This window comes from Paenibacillus sp. CAU 1782, from assembly GCF_054551715.1.
The window spans coordinates 151,998-171,996 of sequence record NZ_JBTOLL010000009.1 but is presented as its reverse complement, the minus strand read 5'-3'; the positions used below and the strand labels follow the sequence as shown (position 1 = coordinate 171,996).

The 19,999-nt window shown below is 49.2% G+C and carries 17 protein-coding genes; 5 read left to right on the top strand and 12 right to left on the bottom strand.

The features are described from left to right. Window positions 1–128: 128 nt before the first annotated feature. The 6 genes from ACX93W_RS18440 to ACX93W_RS18415 form a co-directional block, all read right to left on the bottom strand. Window positions 129–1,523 carry an S-layer homology domain-containing protein gene (locus tag ACX93W_RS18440; protein WP_459393844.1) on the bottom strand — a complete coding sequence of 465 codons (1,395 nt, stop codon included), beginning with the start codon at window positions 1,521–1,523 and terminating at the stop codon, window positions 129–131. A gap of 15 nt (window positions 1,524–1,538) precedes the next feature. Continuing rightward, window positions 1,539–1,745 (bottom strand): hypothetical protein, encoded by a 207-nt coding sequence (locus tag ACX93W_RS18435; protein ID WP_459393843.1) that lies wholly within the window; start codon window positions 1,743–1,745, stop codon window positions 1,539–1,541. Window positions 1,746–1,894: 149 nt separating this feature from the next. Continuing rightward, window positions 1,895–3,157: an MFS transporter gene (locus ACX93W_RS18430; RefSeq protein WP_459393842.1), complete on the bottom strand. Its 1,263-nt coding sequence runs from the start codon at window positions 3,155–3,157 to the stop codon at window positions 1,895–1,897. 102 nt (window positions 3,158–3,259) lie between these two features. Further along, window positions 3,260–4,531 carry a DUF2087 domain-containing protein gene (locus tag ACX93W_RS18425; protein ID WP_459393841.1) on the bottom strand — a complete coding sequence of 424 codons (1,272 nt, stop codon included), beginning with the start codon at window positions 4,529–4,531 and terminating at the stop codon, window positions 3,260–3,262. Window positions 4,532–4,916: 385 nt separating this feature from the next. After that, on the bottom strand, window positions 4,917–6,113 hold the full coding sequence (locus ACX93W_RS18420) for an MFS transporter (RefSeq protein WP_459393855.1): 1,197 nt from the start codon (window positions 6,111–6,113) through the stop codon (window positions 4,917–4,919). 130 nt (window positions 6,114–6,243) lie between these two features. Continuing rightward, window positions 6,244–7,392 (bottom strand): lactonase family protein, encoded by a 1,149-nt coding sequence (locus ACX93W_RS18415; RefSeq protein ID WP_459393840.1) that lies wholly within the window; start codon window positions 7,390–7,392, stop codon window positions 6,244–6,246. 174 nt (window positions 7,393–7,566) lie between these two features. On the opposite strand from ACX93W_RS18415, the gene ACX93W_RS18410 reads away from it, so the two are divergent. Both ACX93W_RS18410 and ACX93W_RS18405 read left to right on the top strand, forming a co-directional pair. Further along, window positions 7,567–7,905 (top strand): LytTR family transcriptional regulator DNA-binding domain-containing protein, encoded by a 339-nt coding sequence (locus ACX93W_RS18410; RefSeq protein WP_459393839.1) that lies wholly within the window; start codon window positions 7,567–7,569, stop codon window positions 7,903–7,905. Window positions 7,906–8,044: 139 nt separating this feature from the next. After that, window positions 8,045–9,046: an aldose epimerase family protein gene (locus tag ACX93W_RS18405; protein WP_459393838.1), complete on the top strand. Its 1,002-nt coding sequence runs from the start codon at window positions 8,045–8,047 to the stop codon at window positions 9,044–9,046. Between the two features lie 219 nt (window positions 9,047–9,265). Here ACX93W_RS18405 and ACX93W_RS18400 read toward each other — a convergent pair whose 3' ends face one another. From ACX93W_RS18400 to ACX93W_RS18380, 5 genes are all read right to left on the bottom strand, one after another. After that, the gene (locus tag ACX93W_RS18400; RefSeq protein ID WP_459393837.1) at window positions 9,266–11,065 is read right to left on the bottom strand and encodes an ABC transporter ATP-binding protein; all 1,800 of its coding nucleotides are present in this window, start codon (window positions 11,063–11,065) and stop codon (window positions 9,266–9,268) included. Between the two features lie 177 nt (window positions 11,066–11,242). Next, window positions 11,243–12,190 (bottom strand): response regulator transcription factor, encoded by a 948-nt coding sequence (locus ACX93W_RS18395; protein ID WP_459393836.1) that lies wholly within the window; start codon window positions 12,188–12,190, stop codon window positions 11,243–11,245. 124 nt (window positions 12,191–12,314) lie between these two features. Continuing rightward, window positions 12,315–13,145, bottom strand: coding sequence for a carbohydrate ABC transporter permease (locus tag ACX93W_RS18390; RefSeq protein WP_459393835.1), 831 nt, complete (start codon window positions 13,143–13,145; stop codon window positions 12,315–12,317). A 3-nt stretch (window positions 13,146–13,148) separates the two neighbouring features. Beyond that, window positions 13,149–14,039 (bottom strand): carbohydrate ABC transporter permease, encoded by an 891-nt coding sequence (locus ACX93W_RS18385; RefSeq protein WP_459393834.1) that lies wholly within the window; start codon window positions 14,037–14,039, stop codon window positions 13,149–13,151. Between the two features lie 98 nt (window positions 14,040–14,137). Continuing rightward, window positions 14,138–15,451 carry an ABC transporter substrate-binding protein gene (locus ACX93W_RS18380; RefSeq protein WP_459393833.1) on the bottom strand — a complete coding sequence of 438 codons (1,314 nt, stop codon included), beginning with the start codon at window positions 15,449–15,451 and terminating at the stop codon, window positions 14,138–14,140. A 306-nt stretch (window positions 15,452–15,757) separates the two neighbouring features. Between ACX93W_RS18380 and ACX93W_RS18375 the strand changes: the two genes are divergently transcribed. From ACX93W_RS18375 to ACX93W_RS18365, 3 genes are read left to right on the top strand one after another with little or no spacing between them, the layout of a single operon-like run. Beyond that, a complete protein-coding gene (locus ACX93W_RS18375) occupies window positions 15,758–16,726 on the top strand; it encodes a glycoside hydrolase family 113 (protein ID WP_459393832.1) in 969 nt (322 codons plus the stop codon). Next, on the top strand, window positions 16,719–17,927 hold the full coding sequence (locus ACX93W_RS18370) for an AGE family epimerase/isomerase (protein WP_459393831.1): 1,209 nt from the start codon (window positions 16,719–16,721) through the stop codon (window positions 17,925–17,927). Before ACX93W_RS18375 ends, ACX93W_RS18370 begins: the two co-directional genes overlap by 8 nt. Before the next feature lie 50 nt (window positions 17,928–17,977). Beyond that, a complete protein-coding gene (locus ACX93W_RS18365) occupies window positions 17,978–19,147 on the top strand; it encodes a glycoside hydrolase family 130 protein (RefSeq protein ID WP_459393830.1) in 1,170 nt (389 codons plus the stop codon). A gap of 332 nt (window positions 19,148–19,479) precedes the next feature. Here the strand turns inward: ACX93W_RS18365 and ACX93W_RS18360 are convergent, their stop codons facing one another. After that, window positions 19,480–19,983 (bottom strand): GNAT family N-acetyltransferase, encoded by a 504-nt coding sequence (locus ACX93W_RS18360; RefSeq protein ID WP_459393829.1) that lies wholly within the window; start codon window positions 19,981–19,983, stop codon window positions 19,480–19,482. Window positions 19,984–19,999 lie beyond the last annotated feature (16 nt).

Genomic DNA, 19,999 nt, shown 5'->3' with positions numbered 1-19,999 from the left:
AGGACGTATTAGCGCTATATTTAACGACTACATTCTCTGCATATGCATGACTGGAGATTGCAAAAAATAAAGTAAATATCCAAGCGAAAGATATGGCAAGTTTCTTCAATCTTTTTCCTCCATCCATTCTACTTACCATAATGAGTTGTCTTTCCACTAAGAATAGTAGAACGAATGCCAGCAGATGATCCTGGCGAATATAAAGGTTCTAGGGAAACATTTATTTGACGCCCTAAGTTATCGTTTATAGGTCTTCCTAGTCGGTCAAGACGCTTTTCAAGTGTGAATTTAGAGTTTGGAATGATAAAGGTCATCGTATGTTTGCCTGTAGGCTTTCGGTTAAAATCATACAGAGAATTGTTTAAATGATCATACTTCTCGGTATCTGTATAAAACATTTTTGGAGAAGATACAAGGACCGCGTCGTTTGACACATACCCACTAAAACCTAAGTGTAAAAGCCCCGTATATTTGCTTGGCATCTTATTCTCAATTACTTCATAATTCACAATTGCTATAAACGCGTCTTTTGGTACTTTTCCCAAGCCGGAGTTGTTTTTGACACCCATATTAGCTGCTGGTGGTAGCAGTTTACGATTCGGATCTTTCGGATCACCAAGATTAACTAAAACGATCTGATTGACCTCAGCATGAAAATAAGCATTCTTCAGCACCAAATTTTCTTTTAGCCAGTCCAATTTCATTGAATTTTTATAAATATATGAAGCATTTTCAGTAGAAGCAATTTCCCCTTGATCATCAAAAATATGAGGGGCAACAATAAAGAGATTTGTCTTGAGCCATTTCAACTCGCTTTCAGCAATAGCGTATTTATCCGTGGTCAATTTCTTTCCGGCACGAATGTCAAGAATACGCTCAATAACCGTAACAGACTGTGCGCGTGTAGTAGTTCTCTCCAAACCAATCTCATTTCCGCCGAAACCAAGCAGTATGCCCTTCTTGAAAGCTTCGCTAGTCAAAAATCCGTGATAATAGTCCAGCATCTCGGCTTCTGTGCGGTTAATGACGTTTTCAGTTGCACTCATTGGCCAGTGATTTGTTGTAGCCTGTTTTGTTATTCCGGAACTCTCCACAGTCACCAAAGAACCATCCGCCGCCCTCACCGCCAACCACGCCATATGCTCCCGGCTGATCTCCTTGCTCATGTTCCACTCTGCAAAATCGGCGTCGCCCTGGTAGATGGCAGCTTCCTTCGCCGCTTTAACATAGGTCGTGTACCAAGTGCTGCCCTCCGGCCCATGCTCCAATCCCAGCGCACGAACCAGCATCGTAATAAACTGCGCCCGCGTAACCGGCGCATCCGGCTTAAACGTTCCGTTTGGGTAACCGGCCACATATCCCTTGGCAACAGCCTGTTCAATTTGAGCCTTTGCCCAATGTCCAGTGATATCTTTAAAGACGTCAGAGTCAGACGCACCATATGTAACTGAATTACTTGCTAAACTCAATAAAAGTGTACATGCCATTACAAAGGTCATTAGTTTTTTCATTTGTTTTTTCATAGTAATCCCCCTCTGTCATTTCAACCATTTTAAATTTATCAATATAGAAAAATATGTACTTTCGTATAATAAAGCTTCATTTGTTCCATGTTTTTCACTCATTTCCAAATCTATTTTACTCTTTTGCCAAGGAATACAATAGGTATTTTCAAAAGTAATTTCCACAAATAAGTAAACTGTCGCCTGCAGCCTGCCCCAATTTAAACCTGATCCAAAACGCAAAAAAGCACACTACTCCCTTCGATAGGGAATAGCGTGCTTCGCTATAAACCATTGGTAGTTTCTGACGACTTCAATGCTGTTAATGGTACTCCAGATCACAACTGTTGTCAATGATTTCAAGAGCATTAACAACAACCCTTCGACATAACTTAAACCTGTACCTCGGGAACCGCCTCTGCCTTGGGCAGGGGCTTGTGTTTAAACAGCGGCACAAGCAGGAGCATGCCCAGAAGCATGGCAAACCCGGCGACGCAGTAGATGCCCACAAGCGGATAAATCTTTTTAAGATTGCCGGCCACCAGCGTCATGATGACCATCATGCCCATAAACATTGGGGTCAAAACGCCATTGACGCGGCCCACAAACTTTTCATCGGACCATTGGAGGATCATTGTGCTTATGCCGATTTGAATGCACGGGAAACCTAATCCGCTAATAAATTGCAGCCCCAGCGTCACGGGTACGCTAGTCGATAATCCTACTCCGGCCATCGTCAGCGAGCTGATTAACATGCCGATCGCAAGCAGCTTTTGCGGCGGTACTTTTTTGGCCACCATCATGACCAGCGCACCGCCGATTAGCATGGCCGCCCCGTTTGTCATTAACATGTATTGAAGGAACCCTTTATCCTGGCCAAGCCGCTCTGTAACTACGAAAAGACTTAATGTTTGCACCGTGCCAACCGCAATGCCCGCCAATGCAAACGTGCCTCCCAGTGATTTTAAAACCGGGCTTTTCCACACATAGGATACTCCCGCGGATAACTCGCCCCAGATTTGACGCGCGCTTGCGGCAGGAACCTTTTCCAACTCCTTGTCACGCGGAATTCGGAACAACACCAGTGCGGAAAGCAGGAATGCAACCCCCATAATGCCGACCGAAACTTCAATGCCAAAGCGTTGATAACAAATGACGCCGAGCGACGGACCCACTACCATAAAAATGGCGCTCATGGATTGGAACAAGGCCATAGCAGACTGCATCTGCTCGGGTTTGACATGCTGTTTAAACAGCTTCATGGCCGACGGCTGCGAAAATTGCGAAAGCACCGCCGAAAGGAAGGTTACCAAATAAACCATATGCCATGATCCAAAAATAATCGTCAGCAAAACCGCAAATACGGAAATCGAAGATAGGATATCGCACCAGATCATCGTCAATCGCGGCTTCCAACGGTCTGCAAACGTACCGCCGATAAATGAAAATACAAAAATCGGGAGGAACTCCACAAATCCCATCAAACCTACCGCCACAGGGTCATCCCCTGTTTTATCTGTCACGTACATCAGAATGGCGAAGTTCCGAACCCATATCCCGATCTGAAGCAAAACATTGGATAACAATATCGTTTGAAAAAATGTATTGCGCAAAAGGCTGCTTCCACCCTCTGCATTCTGCCTTGCCTTTACCATGTGAACTTCCACTCCCAATTACCGAATACGAGGCATTTATCCGCCCTTTTTACGATAGGGCCTTTATTAACCGTTAAACACCTCTTTTCGGAGCGCTTGGCGCTAATGATAACCTTGCTCGCCATACGGTTGAAGCTTTTCCAGCCATTGCTTCTTCAGCCGGTCTGCTTCTTTTTTGTATTGCCGTACGACGTTTGCCGGGTCGCTTACTTCCTCGCCGGTCACATCTCTATAATCATAGCGGATATCGTCATTTGTCTTAACGGTCTCAAGAACGATATACGAAAACTGCTCTCCGCCAAATTCCGTCCATTCCCGCTGCAGCTCTTTATTTTTGTGAGAGCCGTGATCCAGCGTAAATCGTTCTTTATTCCATACACCATTCAAATTAGTGGAGCTTTCGATAAACACCCGGCCATTGGCATTATTTTTAATTTGATAAACGCCCATTTCTCGCTTGCGCTCCTGGTATTGAGCCGTCAACTGCTTGCGGGCTTCTTTGCTTGGTTTCGCTCCAGCTTGAAGATTTTTCTCCGCAGACTCTTCGTCGTTGTTTGTCCTTTTCTTTGTATCCTTCACTTGCATTGCCGAACCTCCTTTGCTTTCCTGTCTCACCCAATAGAAGGAGCAGTCCTCCTCGCGATCCAAATAGCCATATTGAATCAGATAACGCCTCAACGTCACATAATCCTTTTTGTAAAAGACTTTTAACTGATCATTAACCTCTTTTTCCCGATACCGCACACCTGCTTTAAAAAAGGATGCGATATGACGAAGCACTGCAATTTTGCGTTTTTCCTTGCGCGGAAATTCGGAAAGCGGCCCCTCGGGACCCTCAGGAAAATAACGCTTGATCCATTCCCCGTATTCCTTCTGCGTCATGTCGTAACGATCATCCACCTGAGTTGCGGTCCGATGCACCTCAACAAAAGATAGATCCGGCGAACCGCCTTGCTCCATCAGTTCCATAACAGCAATCAACAGCTTCGCCTGCTTCACCTTTTCCTTAAGCGTAAAGCGATGATGCCGAATGGTCGACGCGCTTCCCGAGCCGCTTTGGCGAACGATTTCGGCATCGCTCATGCCGGATGCAAACTGCCGGATTAAATCCTTTTGCAAATCGGTCAGTCCCGTCGCTTTTTTGTCCAGCTTCAGCAGCACCTCCAGCATGGAACCGTGCGTTTGAGCAAGATGCCAGCTTGCATACGCCTCTGCATCCAAAAACCTCTCCGCTTCAGGAAGCTTAAAAATTTCGCCTTTCATAAATGACTCGCCACAAACCAAACACAGATATTGCATTTTTCCCGGGTCAAAGCTTATCCCTTTTTTCAACTCCTCGGAAGAAGCCGCCCACAGCAAATCCTGAACCTCCATAGAAGCACCACCAAACATTTTTAGTATAATTCAATTATTTTATAAACAATATATCATTTCGTTTATAAAATTACAACATCATCTTTCCCGTCATATCGATGCCCAAGAAAAAAACCAGTGTCCGGCACACCTTCATCAAGGCATGCCAGCACTGGTCTGACAAAGAAAATCAGTTCAATTGGCTATATGACGCAGAAACAAAGGGTAATCTTTGAGTGATGAGTAACGATCCGTATAAATTATAAACAAAACCGAATTTTGTTTATTTTAACATCGGACGAACTGTATCAAACCTCCGAGTAAGACTACTCCAAGCAGCTTGCCAAGCCATTCTTTTGTATGCCATCCGATGTGTATGCCACCCGGCATGACACAAGTGACGTCGCTATTCCCTTCTGTCTCTCGGCAGAAGCGCTGCCAACAAACCAATCAGCGGAAGGAAGCTTGCCAACAGCATTACGTCGGCCATGCCATGCGCGTCAGCCAGGTTGCCGATCACAACGGAGCCCAGAGCCCCCATGCCAAACGCCAAACCCGTTATCAGGCCAGAGGCCATGCCAACCTTGCCAGGCAGCAGTTCCTGTGCGTACACTACGCTGACGGAAAAGCCGGATTGCAGGATAAAGCCCATAACCGCCATAACGGGATAAACCCAGAACAGGGGCAAGTGAGGAAGCGCCAGCGCAAACGGCACAGCGCCAAGGATAGAAATCAGCATCATGTTTTTACGGCCGATCCGGTCAGCCAGCAATCCGCCCGCAAAGGTTCCTGCAACGCCAAACAGCATAAACAGAAATAACGGAATTTGAGCGGCTTGAATGGACAAGCCGTATTCATCTCTGGCAAAAAATTGATAAAAGCTGCCGATTGCCGCCCCGTACCAGGAGCGCGCAAATACAACAAGCAGCAGAATTGATATCGCAAACAATACAACATTTCGGCTGATCGCACTGCTTTGTCCGGCAGCTCCTGCCGTTCCAGAGGCAGATGCCGCATTACCTGGTTTGACTGCTTTTCGAGGCGCTTGACCGCCATGTTCGGCCAGCTTGGCCGCATACCAAGGCACGACCCGGAACAAAATAGCGATTGCCGCAGCCGCAAGCAGCATCCCCCAGGCTGCTCCGCGCTGTCCTAGCGGAACAAATATCGCGGCCGTCATAAGCGGGCCTAGCGATTGTCCAAAATTGCCGCCCACCTGATAAATGGACTGGGAAAACGCCCGACGTCCCCCGGCGGCTAGATGTACAACCCGCGAACCTTCGGGATGAAAAACGGCGGAGCCCAAACCAACAAAAACAACAGAAAGCAGCAGCAAGCCGTAGTTTGGCGCAAACGCCAGCCCGGCCATGCCAATCATGCTGCAAAACATACCAACCGGCAGCATCCATGGCGTTGGCCTTTTGTCCGACCAGATGCCGACTATAGGCTGCAATACGGATGAAGTCATATTAAGCGTAAATGCAATCCAGCCAATTTGGGCGTAGGAAAGCTTTAACGCATCTTCAAAGATAGGAAACAACGCCGTAACTACCGTTTGCATCGCGTCATTCAATAAATGGACGGAGCTGATCGCAAACAGCATAGCGTATACAGTGGCCTTGCGCAGTGCGCTACCGGTTGTTCCACCGGGGGCCGATGCGGGTGATGACAAGATGTAGGACCTGCCTTTCAATTTAACGATTATTAATTGATGAGCTTTATCGCGGCTTATCTTACCGTCCAAACGTAATATTAACCGGCGAAGACAGTTGGAGGCTTTGGCTTGTCGCCGTCAGCGTGCCTTTTACCTTATCGATGCGAAGCACCGCGATATTGCCGCTTTTCTGATTGGCCGCCAGCAGGAAATCACCGCCTGGCGTTATGCCGAAATTGCGCGGCTGAACGCCGCCGCTGCTATGAAACTGGAGGGGCGTCAAATGTCCCGTCCCGTCTTCTACCTGAAAAACAGCGATGCTGTCATGCCCCCTGTTGGAGCTGTACAAAAATTTGCCGTCCGGCGAAAGATGAATATCCGCGGAATCATTGTAGCCATCATACGACTCCGGAATGGAGGCAACGGTTTGCAAAACGGTCAGCAGCCCGCTTTCACGGTCCACTCGGAGCACCGTCACGCCGGAAGCCAGCTCATTGGTTACATAAGCAAACGGTTCGTAAGGATGGAAGGCCAGATGGCGCGGTCCGCTTCCCGGCGTCAAATCACACTCGCCTACCCGCTCCAAACGAGCCGTCTCCGTAACACGGTACACAACTACAGCATCCATGCCAAGATCCGCAACATATAGAAACGGCGTGCCCGGCAAAGGAATGATGCAATGTGCATGCGGCGCCTCCTGGCGATCGGCAACCGGACCTGGTTTGCACTCATGAATGTAATGGGCCGTCCCATCGCCGCCAGTCGGGATGCCGTTTTCGCCAAGGGGGTGCAGGGCGACGCTGCCGCCGGAATAATTAGCCGTAAAAGCCATCGTCCCATCCGTTGCCACGCTGACATAACAAGGATGCGCTCCAAAGGAAGGAAAATCCTCTCCGATGTCTCCCAACAACCCCGTATTCGGATCAACCGGAATTGAGATTAACGAGCCGCCTGGCGTTCCGTTATGCTCCGCAAGCTCCTTAACGGCATACAACATATCTCCTGACGGATGCAGAGCAAGAAACGACGCATTTGGCGCGTCATCCAGCTTCTGAAGCACCGCAAGCTCTCCGTTCTCCTGATTCAACCGGCAGACGTGGATGGTATATTCATCGGTTTTCCCATAAGATCCGACATAAAAAAGGCCGCTCCAGCCCAAATGTTCTTTAATCAAACCAACCATTCCTTTCGATGCGATCTCGAAACCTTTTACAACTAAAGTGAACATAGCACAAGCTGCTTGCAGGCACAATGCATTTTTCACCAACTCCATTCAACGCAACCTATCTCAAGGAGCACTCTATAGCGGTTTTCTTATAAAAAGCTCTTCACATTCCATAAATGGCATGCTATAATGTAAGCGCTAACAATTCATGAGGTATCCTAAAAGGGGGAACGATGGATGATTGTGGCACTGCAGGAGCGCAATGATTATGAAAATTTTGATGTGGAGTCGGATGTTCTTTATTTCAAAACCGGCGTTCAGGGGCTCGTTTGTTTTCACGGCAGAAACTACAATAGAACTAAAAAAATGACTGCCGCCGAGCTGAAGCAGCTTGTAAGCGCACCCACGTTTTATCAGGTAAGCTCCAACTGCTACGTCAATATTTCCAAAATCAAATCCATTGCCGAAGGCACCATCTACTTCGGAACCATGTATTCAGACGCCAAGAAATTGAACGTGAACCGGCGCAAGCAATACGTAATCGAGCAATTGTTTACACAGCGGCTTAAGAGCTAAGGGGAGAATAACCGCCATATCTTGCTGCCGAATACCGCCTTGTTTCCCCTCTGGAAACAGGGCGGTTGTTTGTTTGCCGCCACCCTGCTATTCTAGAAAGTGAGCGTTTACTTTTCGGCAAGAGAAGGAGAAGATTGACATGAGCCAGCAAGGACAAGCTAGTCTTGGATCGTTTCATGATGAGGATGCGGTATGGCTGCATTGGGGAACCAGCGAAGCAGCTATTTTGCCTAAAGTGGGGGCAAACCTGATTGCATTCCGCGACACGGAAAAAGGATATCGCATTTTGCGCGAGCCGTCAGCCGACGAAATGAATGTTTTCCGCGCCAGCCCGGGCGTACACGGCATCCCTGTTTTGTTCCCGCCTAACCGTTACGAAGACGGGACCTTCACCTGGAACGGCAAAACGTATAACTTCCCTGTTAATGAAGTAAAAACAGGCAATCATTTGCATGGTTTTTTCCATACAGCGGAATGGAAGGTTGACGATTTCGGAACGAGCAAAACGGAAAGTTATGCCGTCCTTAGCATTACCGTTAACGAAAACCATCCTATTTACACTTATCTGCCGCACCGCTTTACGATCGCACTGCGTTATAGCTTGAGCGATACAGGTTTGCAGCAGCTTGTTTCCGTACATAACGAGGGAGACGAGCCGATGCCTTGCATGATCGCCTTCCATACCGCTATCAACGCGCCGTTTGCGCCTGAGAGCACAACCGAAGACTATCGCTTTACGCTGACAACAGGCAAGCGCTGGGAATTGAATGAGCGGATGCTGCCTACGGGCCGTCATTTGCCTCTGCGCGAGGAAGAGATCCAAATGCAAACAACGGGCCTTTCGCCTTATTGGGAATCCATGGATAACCATTATACCTCTGCAACACGCAACGGACGCAACAGCATGGAGCTGACGGATACCCGCGAAGGCGTTGTATTGGTGTATGATGTCAGCCCGTCGTACAAGCAATGGATGATCTGGAACAACGACGCTACGCCGGGCTTTTTCTGTCCGGAGCCTCAGTTGAATCTGGTTAATGCGCCAAATGTGGATCTGCCAGCCGAGGAAACCGGCCTTGTATCGCTGGAGCCAGGCGGCATCTGGCAAGCTGCCAGCCGCTTGTATCTGCGCAAAGCCTAACATCGGAGAGTGACGCGCCACCATGGGATGAGCCTTGAAGACTGGCATTGCATGCGTTCCATCTTGAAGACTGGCGTTGTATGAGAATCCCCTTAAAGATGGGCATTGCATACGATTCGCCTTGACGCAGGCAATCCGATTCCCAAACAAAAGGAGCCTTTAAATCCGCCGCTAAAACGGATCAAAGGCTCCTCTTTATTTTGCAAAACTCATAATGGTTTACAACTGCAGCTGCTTCAGGTTATAAAATTCTCCCTTGAGCTCCATCAGCTCATCGAATGTGCCAACCTCTACTATGCGCCCATGCTTCATAACGACGATCCGATCGGCATCGCGAATAGTCGATAAGCGATGCGCCACGATAAACGTGGTGCGCCCTTTGATCAGCTCGCGCATGGCCTGCTGCACATGGAATTCGGATTCATTGTCCAGCGCCGAGGTCGCCTCATCCAGGATAATGACTCTGGGATCGCGAATCAGCGCTCTGGCGATGGCGATACGCTGCCGCTGGCCGCCTGACAGCTTTCCGCCGTGTTCGCCTACATGAGTATGAATCCCCTCCGGCAGCCTGTCGATTAGCTCCGTCAAATTCGCCATTTCCACAACCCGCTGAATTTGCTCGTCCGTAATATCCTTTAGCCCGTATGTAATGTTGTCTCGTATCGTGCCGGAAAACAAAATATTGGTCTGAGGAACAACGGCAAGATGCTTGCGGTACGTGCGCAAATCCACTTCGCTCAAGTCGTGCCCATCCATCAATACGGTTCCGTTTGTGGGATGCAGGAAACCGATAACCAGATTCAGCACCGTTGATTTGCCCGCTCCCGACGCGCCGACAAAGGCCACGCATTCGCCAGCCTGCACCTCCAGATCGACATGCTCCAGCACATGATGCTCGCTATCAGGGAAAGACAGCTCGACATCGCGAAAAACAAAATGTCCCTCCACCTCTTCCAGCTTCTTTTTCCCCTTGTTATCTTCGATGTCGGGGGAGGCCAAAATTTCGCGAATCGAGGAAATGGATTCAAAGCCTTTGGCTAGCTGGGGATAAACGGTCATTAGCCCCGTAACGGAGCCCAGAATCATGCCAAAAAAGCCTTGGTACAGCACAATGTCGCCCACCGGTATTTGCCCGATATAAGCCAAATAAGCGGTAAACAGCAGACACAAAACCTGAAAAACCTGAAACGACACCCAGTTAGAGGCGCCAAAATAAGCTTCGACGATATCGAGCTTATAGCCCTTACCTTGCAAATTGCGAAGCGTAGAGTCGATTCGGGCGATCTCGACCTTCTCCAAACCATGCGCCTTGGTGACGGGAATCATCTCCACCATCTCCGACACGCGAGAGGACATCTGCTCGATTTCCCTGCGGAACTCCTTGTTGTTGTTGCGTATTTTGCGGCGGAACAGGCTGACCAGCAGCACCGACATCGGTATAGTCACGATGAAGAAGGTTGCGATCAGCAGACTATAGGTCGCGGTAATCGCAAACGCAATAATAATGTTCAGCAGAGCAGGAAGCAGCGCAAGCATAATCTGCTTGGACATCGTTTCAATAGCTTCAACGTCACGCAGCACCTTGGATTGCAGCTTGCCGGCAGGCAGCTCGCGATGCGAATTGATGGAAAGCTGCTGGAGCTTGCGCACCATTGCGCTTCGAAGTCCCGCCTCCACATGACGGATCGCCTTGCTCATAAAAGCGATAAACGCGGCATGGGTGGGAATATTTTGCACGATGACGACCAAAATGACGATAAAGTTAATCCAGATTGCGCTCACCGGATATTGATCCGGCTTTGTCGTAATGTTAATAATGTTTGCCGTCACGATGGGCAGCACATAAATGGGCGAGCTTTTGACCACAAGAAACAATAAGGAAATACATAAATTCACAAAATTGCCCTTGTACACCGCCAGCAAAAATTTAAGCGGGCTTGCATCCTTTTCGGAGATTGCTTGTTCAAACGTTCTTCGTAATGAGGCTTTGGCAGTCCTTTTCATTGTTGTGCTCGCCATGATCGTCTCCATCCTTCCGATACGGAAGCTCTCTGTTTTTTGTCCGTTACGGCCTTCATCTTACGTCCATCTTCCATTTCTGTAAAGGGGGGATTTTTTATCATAAAAAAAACCTCCGCGAAACGCTGTCGCCGGGGACTCGCCCCGGCTTGTGAGACAGGCTTCAAAGAGGTTTCATTATGCTCCGCCTTGCGTTCGGAATTCTCTTGGCGTAATGCCGACGCTTTTTTTGAACAGTTTATTGAAATAAACGGGATCGCTGTATCCCACAAGCTGGGCAATCTCATAATTTTTCAAGTGATGATGATCCAGCAAATATTGCTTGGCCTTGTCGATCCGCACATGGATCAGGTAGTCGGTAATGGTCATTCCCGTCTCCTGCTTGAACAATCTGCTCAAATAATTGGCGCTCATATCCACCATTTCGGCCAAAATATCCATATCGAGATTTTTATCGTATTCCCGTTCAAGCAGTTGACGAATTTGCTGGGCGGCGGGATGAACCCGCGCAAGATGCTGCGACGCCTGTTGGAGGCGGCCGGAAGACTCAGCAAGATAAATTTCTTCGTACGCCCCTCCAGCCCCCTGAATGTTATTAGGGCTTAGCCCGGCAAAGTTCTGAGTCTTGCCTCCATCGTCGATTTGCCCTAACGACAATTCAGCGGAGCCCCCGTTTCCTCCGGGAGGCGATTCAGAACCAATGCGGTAATCGCCTTCCTGCCGCTGAACCCCCGTCATCGAAAGCGGCTCCGCGCCTCGGGCGGCTTTAATTTTTTGCAGCGCCTCTCGCAGAAGGCTTTTGTCCACCGGCTTGAGCAAATAATCCACCACTCCGCTTCGCAGCGCCCTGCGGGCATACTCGAATTCGCTGAAGCCGCTTAACACAATAAGCGACACCGGTTTGCCCTGCATTTTTTCAGCCAGCTTCAGGCCGTCCATCATCGGCATTTTGATATCGGTGATCAATACATCAAGGCCGCGATCATCCAGCCGCGACAGGTGATTCCAAGCCTCCATGCCGTTTCCATAAGAGCCGACCACTTCAATGTCCAGCCCCATTTTGCCCAAAATCTTTTCCAGGCCGCGCCTGATCATTTCTTCATCGTCGACGATCATGACCTTCATCTTCATCACCCCTCGCTAACTGCCGGCTTTCTGGTTTTACTCCAGTTTGCAGCAAGTTGCGGTTCAAACACAACTACTTTGTTTTCCCGCAACACCTGAAGGCACACCCGTTAGCTTACCCAAGCTACTTGACGGCGCCGCTTGTAACGCCGGCAAAAATATACTTTTGCAGGAACAGATACAGAATCGCCGTCGGAATCATAATGATCAGAATCGCTGACGAGATCATCTGCCAATCGCCGCTGTTGATACTGAAAAATCGCATAAGCGAGGTCGATACGACGACATGCTCGGGCCGCGGCAGATAGAGATACGGCACAAACATATCATTATAAATCGAAATGGTTTTCAAAATAACGATTGTGGCCGTCGCCGGTCCCAACAGCGGGAATATAATCGACCGGAACACGCGGAACAACGAAGCGCCCTCCAGCATCGCGCTTTCATCCAGCTCGTAGGGAATATTCCGGATGAACTGCAGAAAAATGTAGATCTGCAAAATATCCGCCCCAACGTATAGAAGCACAGGTCCCATCAGATTATTGGTCAGCCCCAGCATTTGAATCGTTTTGTAATTGACGACCTGCGTCGTGATCTGAGGAATGATCGTTGCAAAAAGAAACAGCCCCACCAGCACGCCCCTGAATTTAAACTGGAACCGGCCAACCGCATAACAAAACGCGGAGCCGATAAGGATATTCAGAAGGAGCGTAACTCCCACGATAAACAGCGTATTGCCGAAGGCAAGAGGCATATTCGCTTTTTTGAAGGCCTGAATAAAATTATCGATATAAAGGAAGCTGTCAGGCAACGCAATCGCCGTTTTGGCAAAAAACTCCTCTGACGTTTTAAAGGCGTTCACAACAATAATGTACGGCGGGAACAAGATGACGAATACAGCCACGGCAATGCTCAAATATTTGACAAAAGACCATGCGCGCGAAGCTTTTCCCATGCCTTATTCCCCCTTTCGATTCAGCAGGTAACGCTGAATGGACAATACGATAATAACGAACAGCAGCAGCACTACGCTCATCGCGGAAGCCAAGCCGTAGTTGTTGAACTGGAATGCCGTTTCGATGATTTTCATAACAAAGGTTTCGCTTGCGCCGCCAGGGCCGCCTTTTGTCAGTACAAAAGGAAGGTCGAACACTTCGAGCGCGCCGGTGACGGTCAGGAACAAATTCAGCTCGATAATTTTGTAGATGTTAGGCAGCGTAATGTAGAAAAACTTCTGCCAGCCGTTTGCGCCGTCGATGGACGCGGCTTCGTACAGATCATTGGGAATGGACTGCAGTGCAGCCAAATAAATGACCATGTTAAAGCCCATAAATCGCCAGAAGCCAATGGAAGCCAGCGAGTAGTTGACGATCGACGTATTCCCGAGCCAGCTCGTTTCCGCCAGCTTGTCGAAGCCAAGCTGACCCAGCAGATAGTTAAGCGAGCCGCTTGTTGTGTCGAATACGTAGCCGAACAGATAAGCTACCGCCACCCCGTTCAAAATATAGGGCAAAAACAGCAGCAGCCGGAAAAACTTGCGCCCCTTCAGCTTGCTGTTCAGCACCACCGCGAAATAGATAGCGACGATGTTTTGCACGATGCCTACTACAAAATAAGCGACGTTGTTGCGGAACACCCCGAATATATCGGGATTGGAGAATACTTCCTTATAATTAGCCCAGCCGATAAAAGCCTTGTTTGCGCTAATGCCGTTCCAATTCGTAAAGCTCAGCCGGATCAGTTCCATTGCCGGGTAATAAGCAAAGGTAATCAGCAGCAGCAGAGGTACGGTGACGAATGAAAACAATAGCAGCCTTTTTTGCGACCGCAGGGACATTTTTCCCAGCATCCTGCTTCTCTCCTCTCCTGGATGCGCGCCTGTTTTGCCCGGAAGCAAGAACGGGATGGCCGCAATCAGCCTTCCCGTTCCTTAAACCGGGCTTTTTTCTACAGCCCCAGATCCTTTTTGGCCTTGGCCCATGATGCATTTACTTTATCCAGAACCTTCTGAGGCTCCTTTGACAATACGAATTCCTGAACAACGGCAGCTTGGTCAAGCTGAGCTTTGTTCTGAATTTGCGTAGCGGCGTCTACAGGTTGAACCGGCTCGTAAAACGTCGGGTTGTATCCGTTGAATTCAGCCAGCTGAGCAAGCTTTGGCTCCTTCGATTTCAGTGTCGGGATAAAGCCGGAATAATCGTCATAGCCGGATTCTTCAATCAGGAACTTCAGGAATGCTTTAGCCGCCGCAACATTGCCATCCTTGTTGACGCCATAGAACCAATCCGGATTAAGCGGCGCTTTCACCTTGCCGGAGTTGTCGACAGGGAAAGGGAAAAATCCGATGTCTTCGGAAGCTGCTCCGTTTTCAATTACCTGATTGATAACCCAGTTGCCAAGCAAATACATGGCGAATTTGCCGGACGCTACGTCTTTTTTGGATTGCTCCCAGTTTGTGGAGTTGATGTCCTTTTCCAGGAATCCTTTTTCATAAAGCTCCCGCAGCATGCTCCACGATTTGCCGTATTCATTGTCCATCGTATAAGGCGTGTCGGTTTCCGCACGATTGTTCTGGTGAGCCGTCGTTTCTGCAAACAGCGTTGGCACGTCGTAGACCCATGCATCCAGCGGCCACTTATCCTTGAAGTTGGAAGCCAGTGGAATAATGCCCGCATCCTTCAGCTTTTGCGCCGCTTCCAGGAAAGCGTCATAGGTTTGCGGAATTTCTGTAATGCCTGCTTGCTCGAACGCTTTTTTGTTATATACGATGCCTACAGTGGAAGCACCGGAGGAAACGCCGTACATATTGCCTTCATAAGCCTTCAGGTCGGCAAAATAAATGTCGCCGGAAAACTCAATATCGTTCAGCGGGGCGAAATGCTCCGACAATTCGTTGTTCGGGATGGTTGGAATCATGACCAGGTCGGGGAAAGTCCCGGAAGCCATGCGCACCTTCAAGGTTGCGTCGTAGTCAAGGATACCCTCGAACTTAAGGTCGACATTTGGATATTTCTCTTCAAACCTTTTTTTGTAATCCAGGTATTCCGTGTCAACCATGTCTGTACGGTGGGTCAAAAAAACAACCTCGCCGGAAATATCCGAACCAGCGGCCTCTTCTCCGGCTCCTTGATTGGAAGCAGTTGGTTCCTTGCTCGTTTCGGGCTCATTACCGTTGCTTGTCGAACCTCCATTGCCGCTGCAAGCAGCCAATGTTGTTAGCATAACAAAAATCGAAACAATGAGGCTAATCCTTTTTTTCACTGCTTTTTCCCCCTTAAAATCGTTTTTTGGTTCCGTTTTCATTTTCAGTGTACTCCAGTTCACGCTAGAGAAAAATGGTTTCTGCTATCATTTCTGGTTCTCAAATGACATGGAATGAAATCGCTATCATGACGAAAAAGCGCTTTTTTTTGGACGATTTATTGTCTGCAATACTCTTTTGACGCCTTCTCTCTATGATACTTTTGTGAAATAATCCAAAGCTATTGCCAAACAGTTAGCACTGATGTTAATTTGTTATATAACAAGAGCTATATTATCGATAACAAATTGGAGGAGTGTCAAAAAATGACGCAACACTTTCCTTATATCGCCGGCATGACCTGGGGATGGACCGGCGTTCGGGGGACTTGGAAAGGCAAGGAAGCGGAGAGATCCATGGAGCTCATGGCTTCCAGGCTTTCTGTGAATTGGACCGCCATCACCTTTGCCGCGCTTCAGGATCACCCGCAAGCAACCGAAATCCGCTACCGTGAACATCCCACCGTCACAGACGACGAGGTAGTCGCGGCTATTGCCAAGGCCAAGCAGCTAGGGCTTAATGTCTGCCTGAAGCCTGTGGTCAATTGCGCAAACGGCACATGGCGGGCCCATATCAACTTTTTTGACAAGGATGTGCCTTGCGAGCCCAAATGGAGCGACTGGTTTACCTCTTACACCGCATTTATTCTGCATTATGCCGCCATCGCGGAGCAAACCGGCTGCGAAATGTTATGCATAGGTTGTGAAATGGTCCAGACCGACCGCCGGGAAAAGGAATGGCGCGAGCTTATCGCCAAGGTCAGAGCCATCTACAGCGGCATTGTCACTTACAATTGCGACAAGTACCAGGAGGACAATGTTGGCTGGTGGGACGCCGTCGATATGATTGCCTCCAGCGGCTATTACCCGGTTCATGAATGGGAACGGCAGCTTGACCGGATCCAAGCGGTGGCGGAGAAGTGGAATAAGCCTTTTTTCTTTATGGAAGCTGGTTGTCCCAGCCGGGAAGGCTCGCCGCTTTTGCCCAATGATTGGGGCTTGATTGGAGGCCCGAGCGAATCGGCGCAGCGGGAATTTTATGAAGCTATGCTGGAGAGCTGCGGCAAACGGGAATGGGTGCGCGGCTTTATGCTGTGGGATTGGCCCGCGAAGCTGTATGAGGAAAACGAAGCATCCGCCAATGACGACTATTGCATGTACGGCAAAGAGGCCGAGGGCGTAATACGGGACTATTTTCAGTCCAAGCTGCAAGGGAGGTTGACTGTTCATGGTTGAACAAAACAAGGATTGGCTGGCCGCAATCGAGGCGGAATTAAAAGATAACATCCTGCAGTTTTGGCTGGAGCATACCGTCGACGAGGAAAACGGCGGATTTTACGGCTTTATCAGCAGGGATTTGACCGTTAATCCGCAGGCTGACAAAGGTTTGGTGCTGAATACACGCATCTTGTGGACCTTCTCCACCGCTTTCCGTCTTTATGGGGAGTCGCGCTATCTGGAAATGGCCGACCGGGCATACCGCTATATTACACGCTATTTTACCGATCCTCAGCACGGCGGACTCTATTGGATGCTGGATTGCAAGGGGGCTGTCAAATCATCCAAAAAGCAAGTTTACGGGCAGGCCTTCGCGATTTACGCATTTTCGGAATATTACAGGGCAACACGCGATGAAGACGCCTTGACCAAGGCGGCGGAGCTGTTTCATGTACTGGAGCGCCACAGCTATGATCCCGCGGGCAAGGGATATATAGAAGCGCTGGCCAGAGACTGGAGCGAAACGAACGAAAACAGCTTGAGCGACAAGGATCTCAACACCAAAAAATCGATGAATACCCATCTTCATGTGCTGGAGGCATACACCAATCTGTATCGGGTATGGCCTGAACCTGCTCTCCGCGACAAGCTCCGGGAGCTGATTGTTGTTATGCTCCGCCATATCGTCGATAACGACTCCTACCACTTCAAGCTCTTTTTCGATATGGAATGGAACAGCCAGAATAGCCATATTTCCTATGGCCATGATATTGAAGGCAGCTGGCTGATTCACGAAGCCGCCGAGGTTTTAGGGGACCTGGAGCTGTTGCAGGAAAGTATTGATATCGCCATTGCCATGGCAGAAGTCACATTGCGCGAAGGCGTTGATGAGGACGGGGGGTTGTTCAACGAAGCGGAGCCCGGGAAGCTGCTGGATTCAGACAAGGATTGGTGGCCGCAAGCGGAGGCGGTTGTGGGCTTTTATAATGCCTATCAATTATCCGGAGCCAGTCCATATTTGGAGGCAGCCCGCAAGTCGTGGCATTTTATCGAGTCGAACTTGGTGGACAAGGAATATGGCGAATGGATCTGGAGCGTCAAGAGGGACGGTTCGCCAAGCGGCAATATCGAAAAAGTCAGCCCATGGAAATGTCCGTACCATAACAGCCGCGCCTGCTTCGAAATGATTGAACGCCTGCGCGGCGGCAGCGCGCACTGAATCAAATTACACTGCACGGCACCACACAACATACTCAGGAGGTTGTAACAATGACGATTTTTGAACAACGCAAGGAACAATTGACGGAGCAATATGAGGCGCTAGTAGCACGTCCCAATGCCGCGGAGCGCCTTGGCAACGGCATTTATGAGCGATACGAACATCCCGTATTAACAGCGGCGCATGCTCCCCTGCATTGGAAATACGATTTTAACCCGGCAACCAATCCTTACTTTATGGAGCGGCTTGGCGTCAATTGCGTGTTTAATCCCGGAGCGATCCATTTGAACGGCAGCTTTTATCTGGTCGCTCGCGTCGAAGGCAATGACCGCAAATCGTTTTTTGCCATTGCCGAAAGCAAAAACGGCACGGAAGGCTTCCGGTTCTGGGATCATCCCGTCGTTTTGCCGGAAACAGAAGCTCCCGACGTCAACGTATACGACATGCGTCTCGTTCAGCATGAGGACGGATGGATTTACGGCCTGTTCTGCACAGAGCGCAAGGACCCCGACGCGCCTCGCGGCGACTTGTCCAGCGCCGTTGCTCAATGCGGTATCGCGCGTACGAAGGATCTGAAGCAATGGGAGCGTCTTGCGGACCTGAAAACGGCCTCCAACCAGCAGCGCAATGTCGTGCTGCATCCGGAATTTATTGATGGCAAATACGCCTTCTACACGCGTCCCCAAGACGGCTTTATCGATACCGGATCGGGCGGAGGCATCGGCTGGGGCTTGTCGGATACCATTGAAAACGCGGTAATCAAGCAAGAAATCATCATTGACGAGCGTTATTACCATACCATCAAGGAAGTGAAAAACGGCCAAGGCCCTGCTCCTATCAAAACAGAAAAGGGCTGGCTGCACATCGCTCACGGCGTTCGCAATACGGCAGCAGGCTTGCGTTATGTGCTCTACGCGTTCCTGACCGACCTGAACGAGCCGCAAAAGGTTATCGCCAGCCCGGGCGGCCATCTGATCGCTCCGGAAGGCGAAGAGCGTATCGGCGACGTATCCAATGTTGTATTCAGCAACGGCGCGGTTGCTCTGGAAAACGGAGAGGTTTACATCTACTATGCCTCCTCCGATACCCGCTGCCATGTCGCAACAAGCACGGTTGACAGGCTGCTTGATTATGTACTCGGCACGCCGTCCGACCCGCTCCGCTCCTATGCCTGCGTTCAGCAGCGCATCGAGCTGATCAACCGCAACCTGGGTCTGTAGAAACCAAACAAAAGGGGCTGTCCAAAAAGCCGATCCGCGTATCTGATTCAAATAAAAACGCTAATGGACATCCGTGTCCGTTAGCGCTTATTTTTTAACTTTTTGCGTTTGTAACGGACATTGATGTCCGTTACAGTGAAAATTATCCAATAATTACCCATTTTGGGGCTCTAACGGACAAGGATGTCCGTTAGAATTTCAAAATCTGCGTTTTACGCGTCTAACGGACTTCCGTGTCCGTTAGAGCGTTTGACTTTTTGGACAGCCCCTGCTTGATACAGATAAATGATGTCTCATAGAAGGAATTACGATGTGATTTACAGTAACGTCCCCTATTTAGCAAGCTTTTTCCGCATACAAACTGCGGGCAACGGCGTTCCGGTCCAGTTTAATTCCAGGTTTTCCGCAGGAACAAAATCCAGCCGTTTCCAAAACTCAAGCGTCTTGTCATTATCCTTAATGACAACATCAATTCGGATGCAATGGCAGTTTTGCGCCAACGCATGCCGCTCCACTTGCCAATACATATCGGCCCCCAATCCCTGGCCTCGAAAATCACTGTGCAGCATAAGCAGAGATAAGTAGGTCTCGGCTTGATCCCATTTGATATCGATAATTCCGATGATACGGCCTGTTGCCGTATCCACCGCTTTACAGGAGGCAAACCCCTGCTCTTTCATTTCCTCGAGTTCATTTCCCACCCACTCCGCCTTCACGCTTGTTCTCGACATATGACTTTGCAAAAATGCAGGGTTGGAATTATAAATGCCGGCTATTTTCTCAACATCATGCTTTTCCGTCAAAACGATCTCATATTTTTGAGTATGTACATGCACTTCTGTGTCCTCCATT

Bases quoted from the DNA above. Each gene is read 5' to 3' on its own strand.
- ACX93W_RS18440 (WP_459393844.1), bottom strand. From the start codon at position 1,523: ATGAAAAAACAAATGAAAAAACTAATGACCTTTGTAATGGCATGTACA.
- ACX93W_RS18430 (WP_459393842.1), bottom strand. From the start codon at position 3,157: ATGGTAAAGGCAAGGCAGAATGCAGAGGGTGGAAGCAGCCTTTTGCGC.
- ACX93W_RS18425 (WP_459393841.1), bottom strand. From the start codon at position 4,531: ATGGAGGTTCAGGATTTGCTGTGGGCGGCTTCTTCCGAGGAGTTGAAA.
- ACX93W_RS18420 (WP_459393855.1), bottom strand. From the start codon at position 6,113: ATGCTGTTTGCGATCAGCTCCGTCCATTTATTGAATGACGCGATGCAA.
- ACX93W_RS18415 (WP_459393840.1), bottom strand. From the start codon at position 7,392: ATGTTCACTTTAGTTGTAAAAGGTTTCGAGATCGCATCGAAAGGAATG.
- ACX93W_RS18410 (WP_459393839.1), top strand. From the start codon at position 7,567: ATGATTGTGGCACTGCAGGAGCGCAATGATTATGAAAATTTTGATGTG.
- ACX93W_RS18405 (WP_459393838.1), top strand. From the start codon at position 8,045: ATGAGCCAGCAAGGACAAGCTAGTCTTGGATCGTTTCATGATGAGGAT.
- ACX93W_RS18400 (WP_459393837.1), bottom strand. From the start codon at position 11,065: ATGGCGAGCACAACAATGAAAAGGACTGCCAAAGCCTCATTACGAAGA.
- ACX93W_RS18395 (WP_459393836.1), bottom strand. From the start codon at position 12,190: ATGAAGGTCATGATCGTCGACGATGAAGAAATGATCAGGCGCGGCCTG.
- ACX93W_RS18390 (WP_459393835.1), bottom strand. From the start codon at position 13,145: ATGGGAAAAGCTTCGCGCGCATGGTCTTTTGTCAAATATTTGAGCATT.
- ACX93W_RS18385 (WP_459393834.1), bottom strand. From the start codon at position 14,039: ATGCTGGGAAAAATGTCCCTGCGGTCGCAAAAAAGGCTGCTATTGTTT.
- ACX93W_RS18375 (WP_459393832.1), top strand. From the start codon at position 15,758: ATGACGCAACACTTTCCTTATATCGCCGGCATGACCTGGGGATGGACC.
- ACX93W_RS18370 (WP_459393831.1), top strand. From the start codon at position 16,719: ATGGTTGAACAAAACAAGGATTGGCTGGCCGCAATCGAGGCGGAATTA.
- ACX93W_RS18365 (WP_459393830.1), top strand. From the start codon at position 17,978: ATGACGATTTTTGAACAACGCAAGGAACAATTGACGGAGCAATATGAG.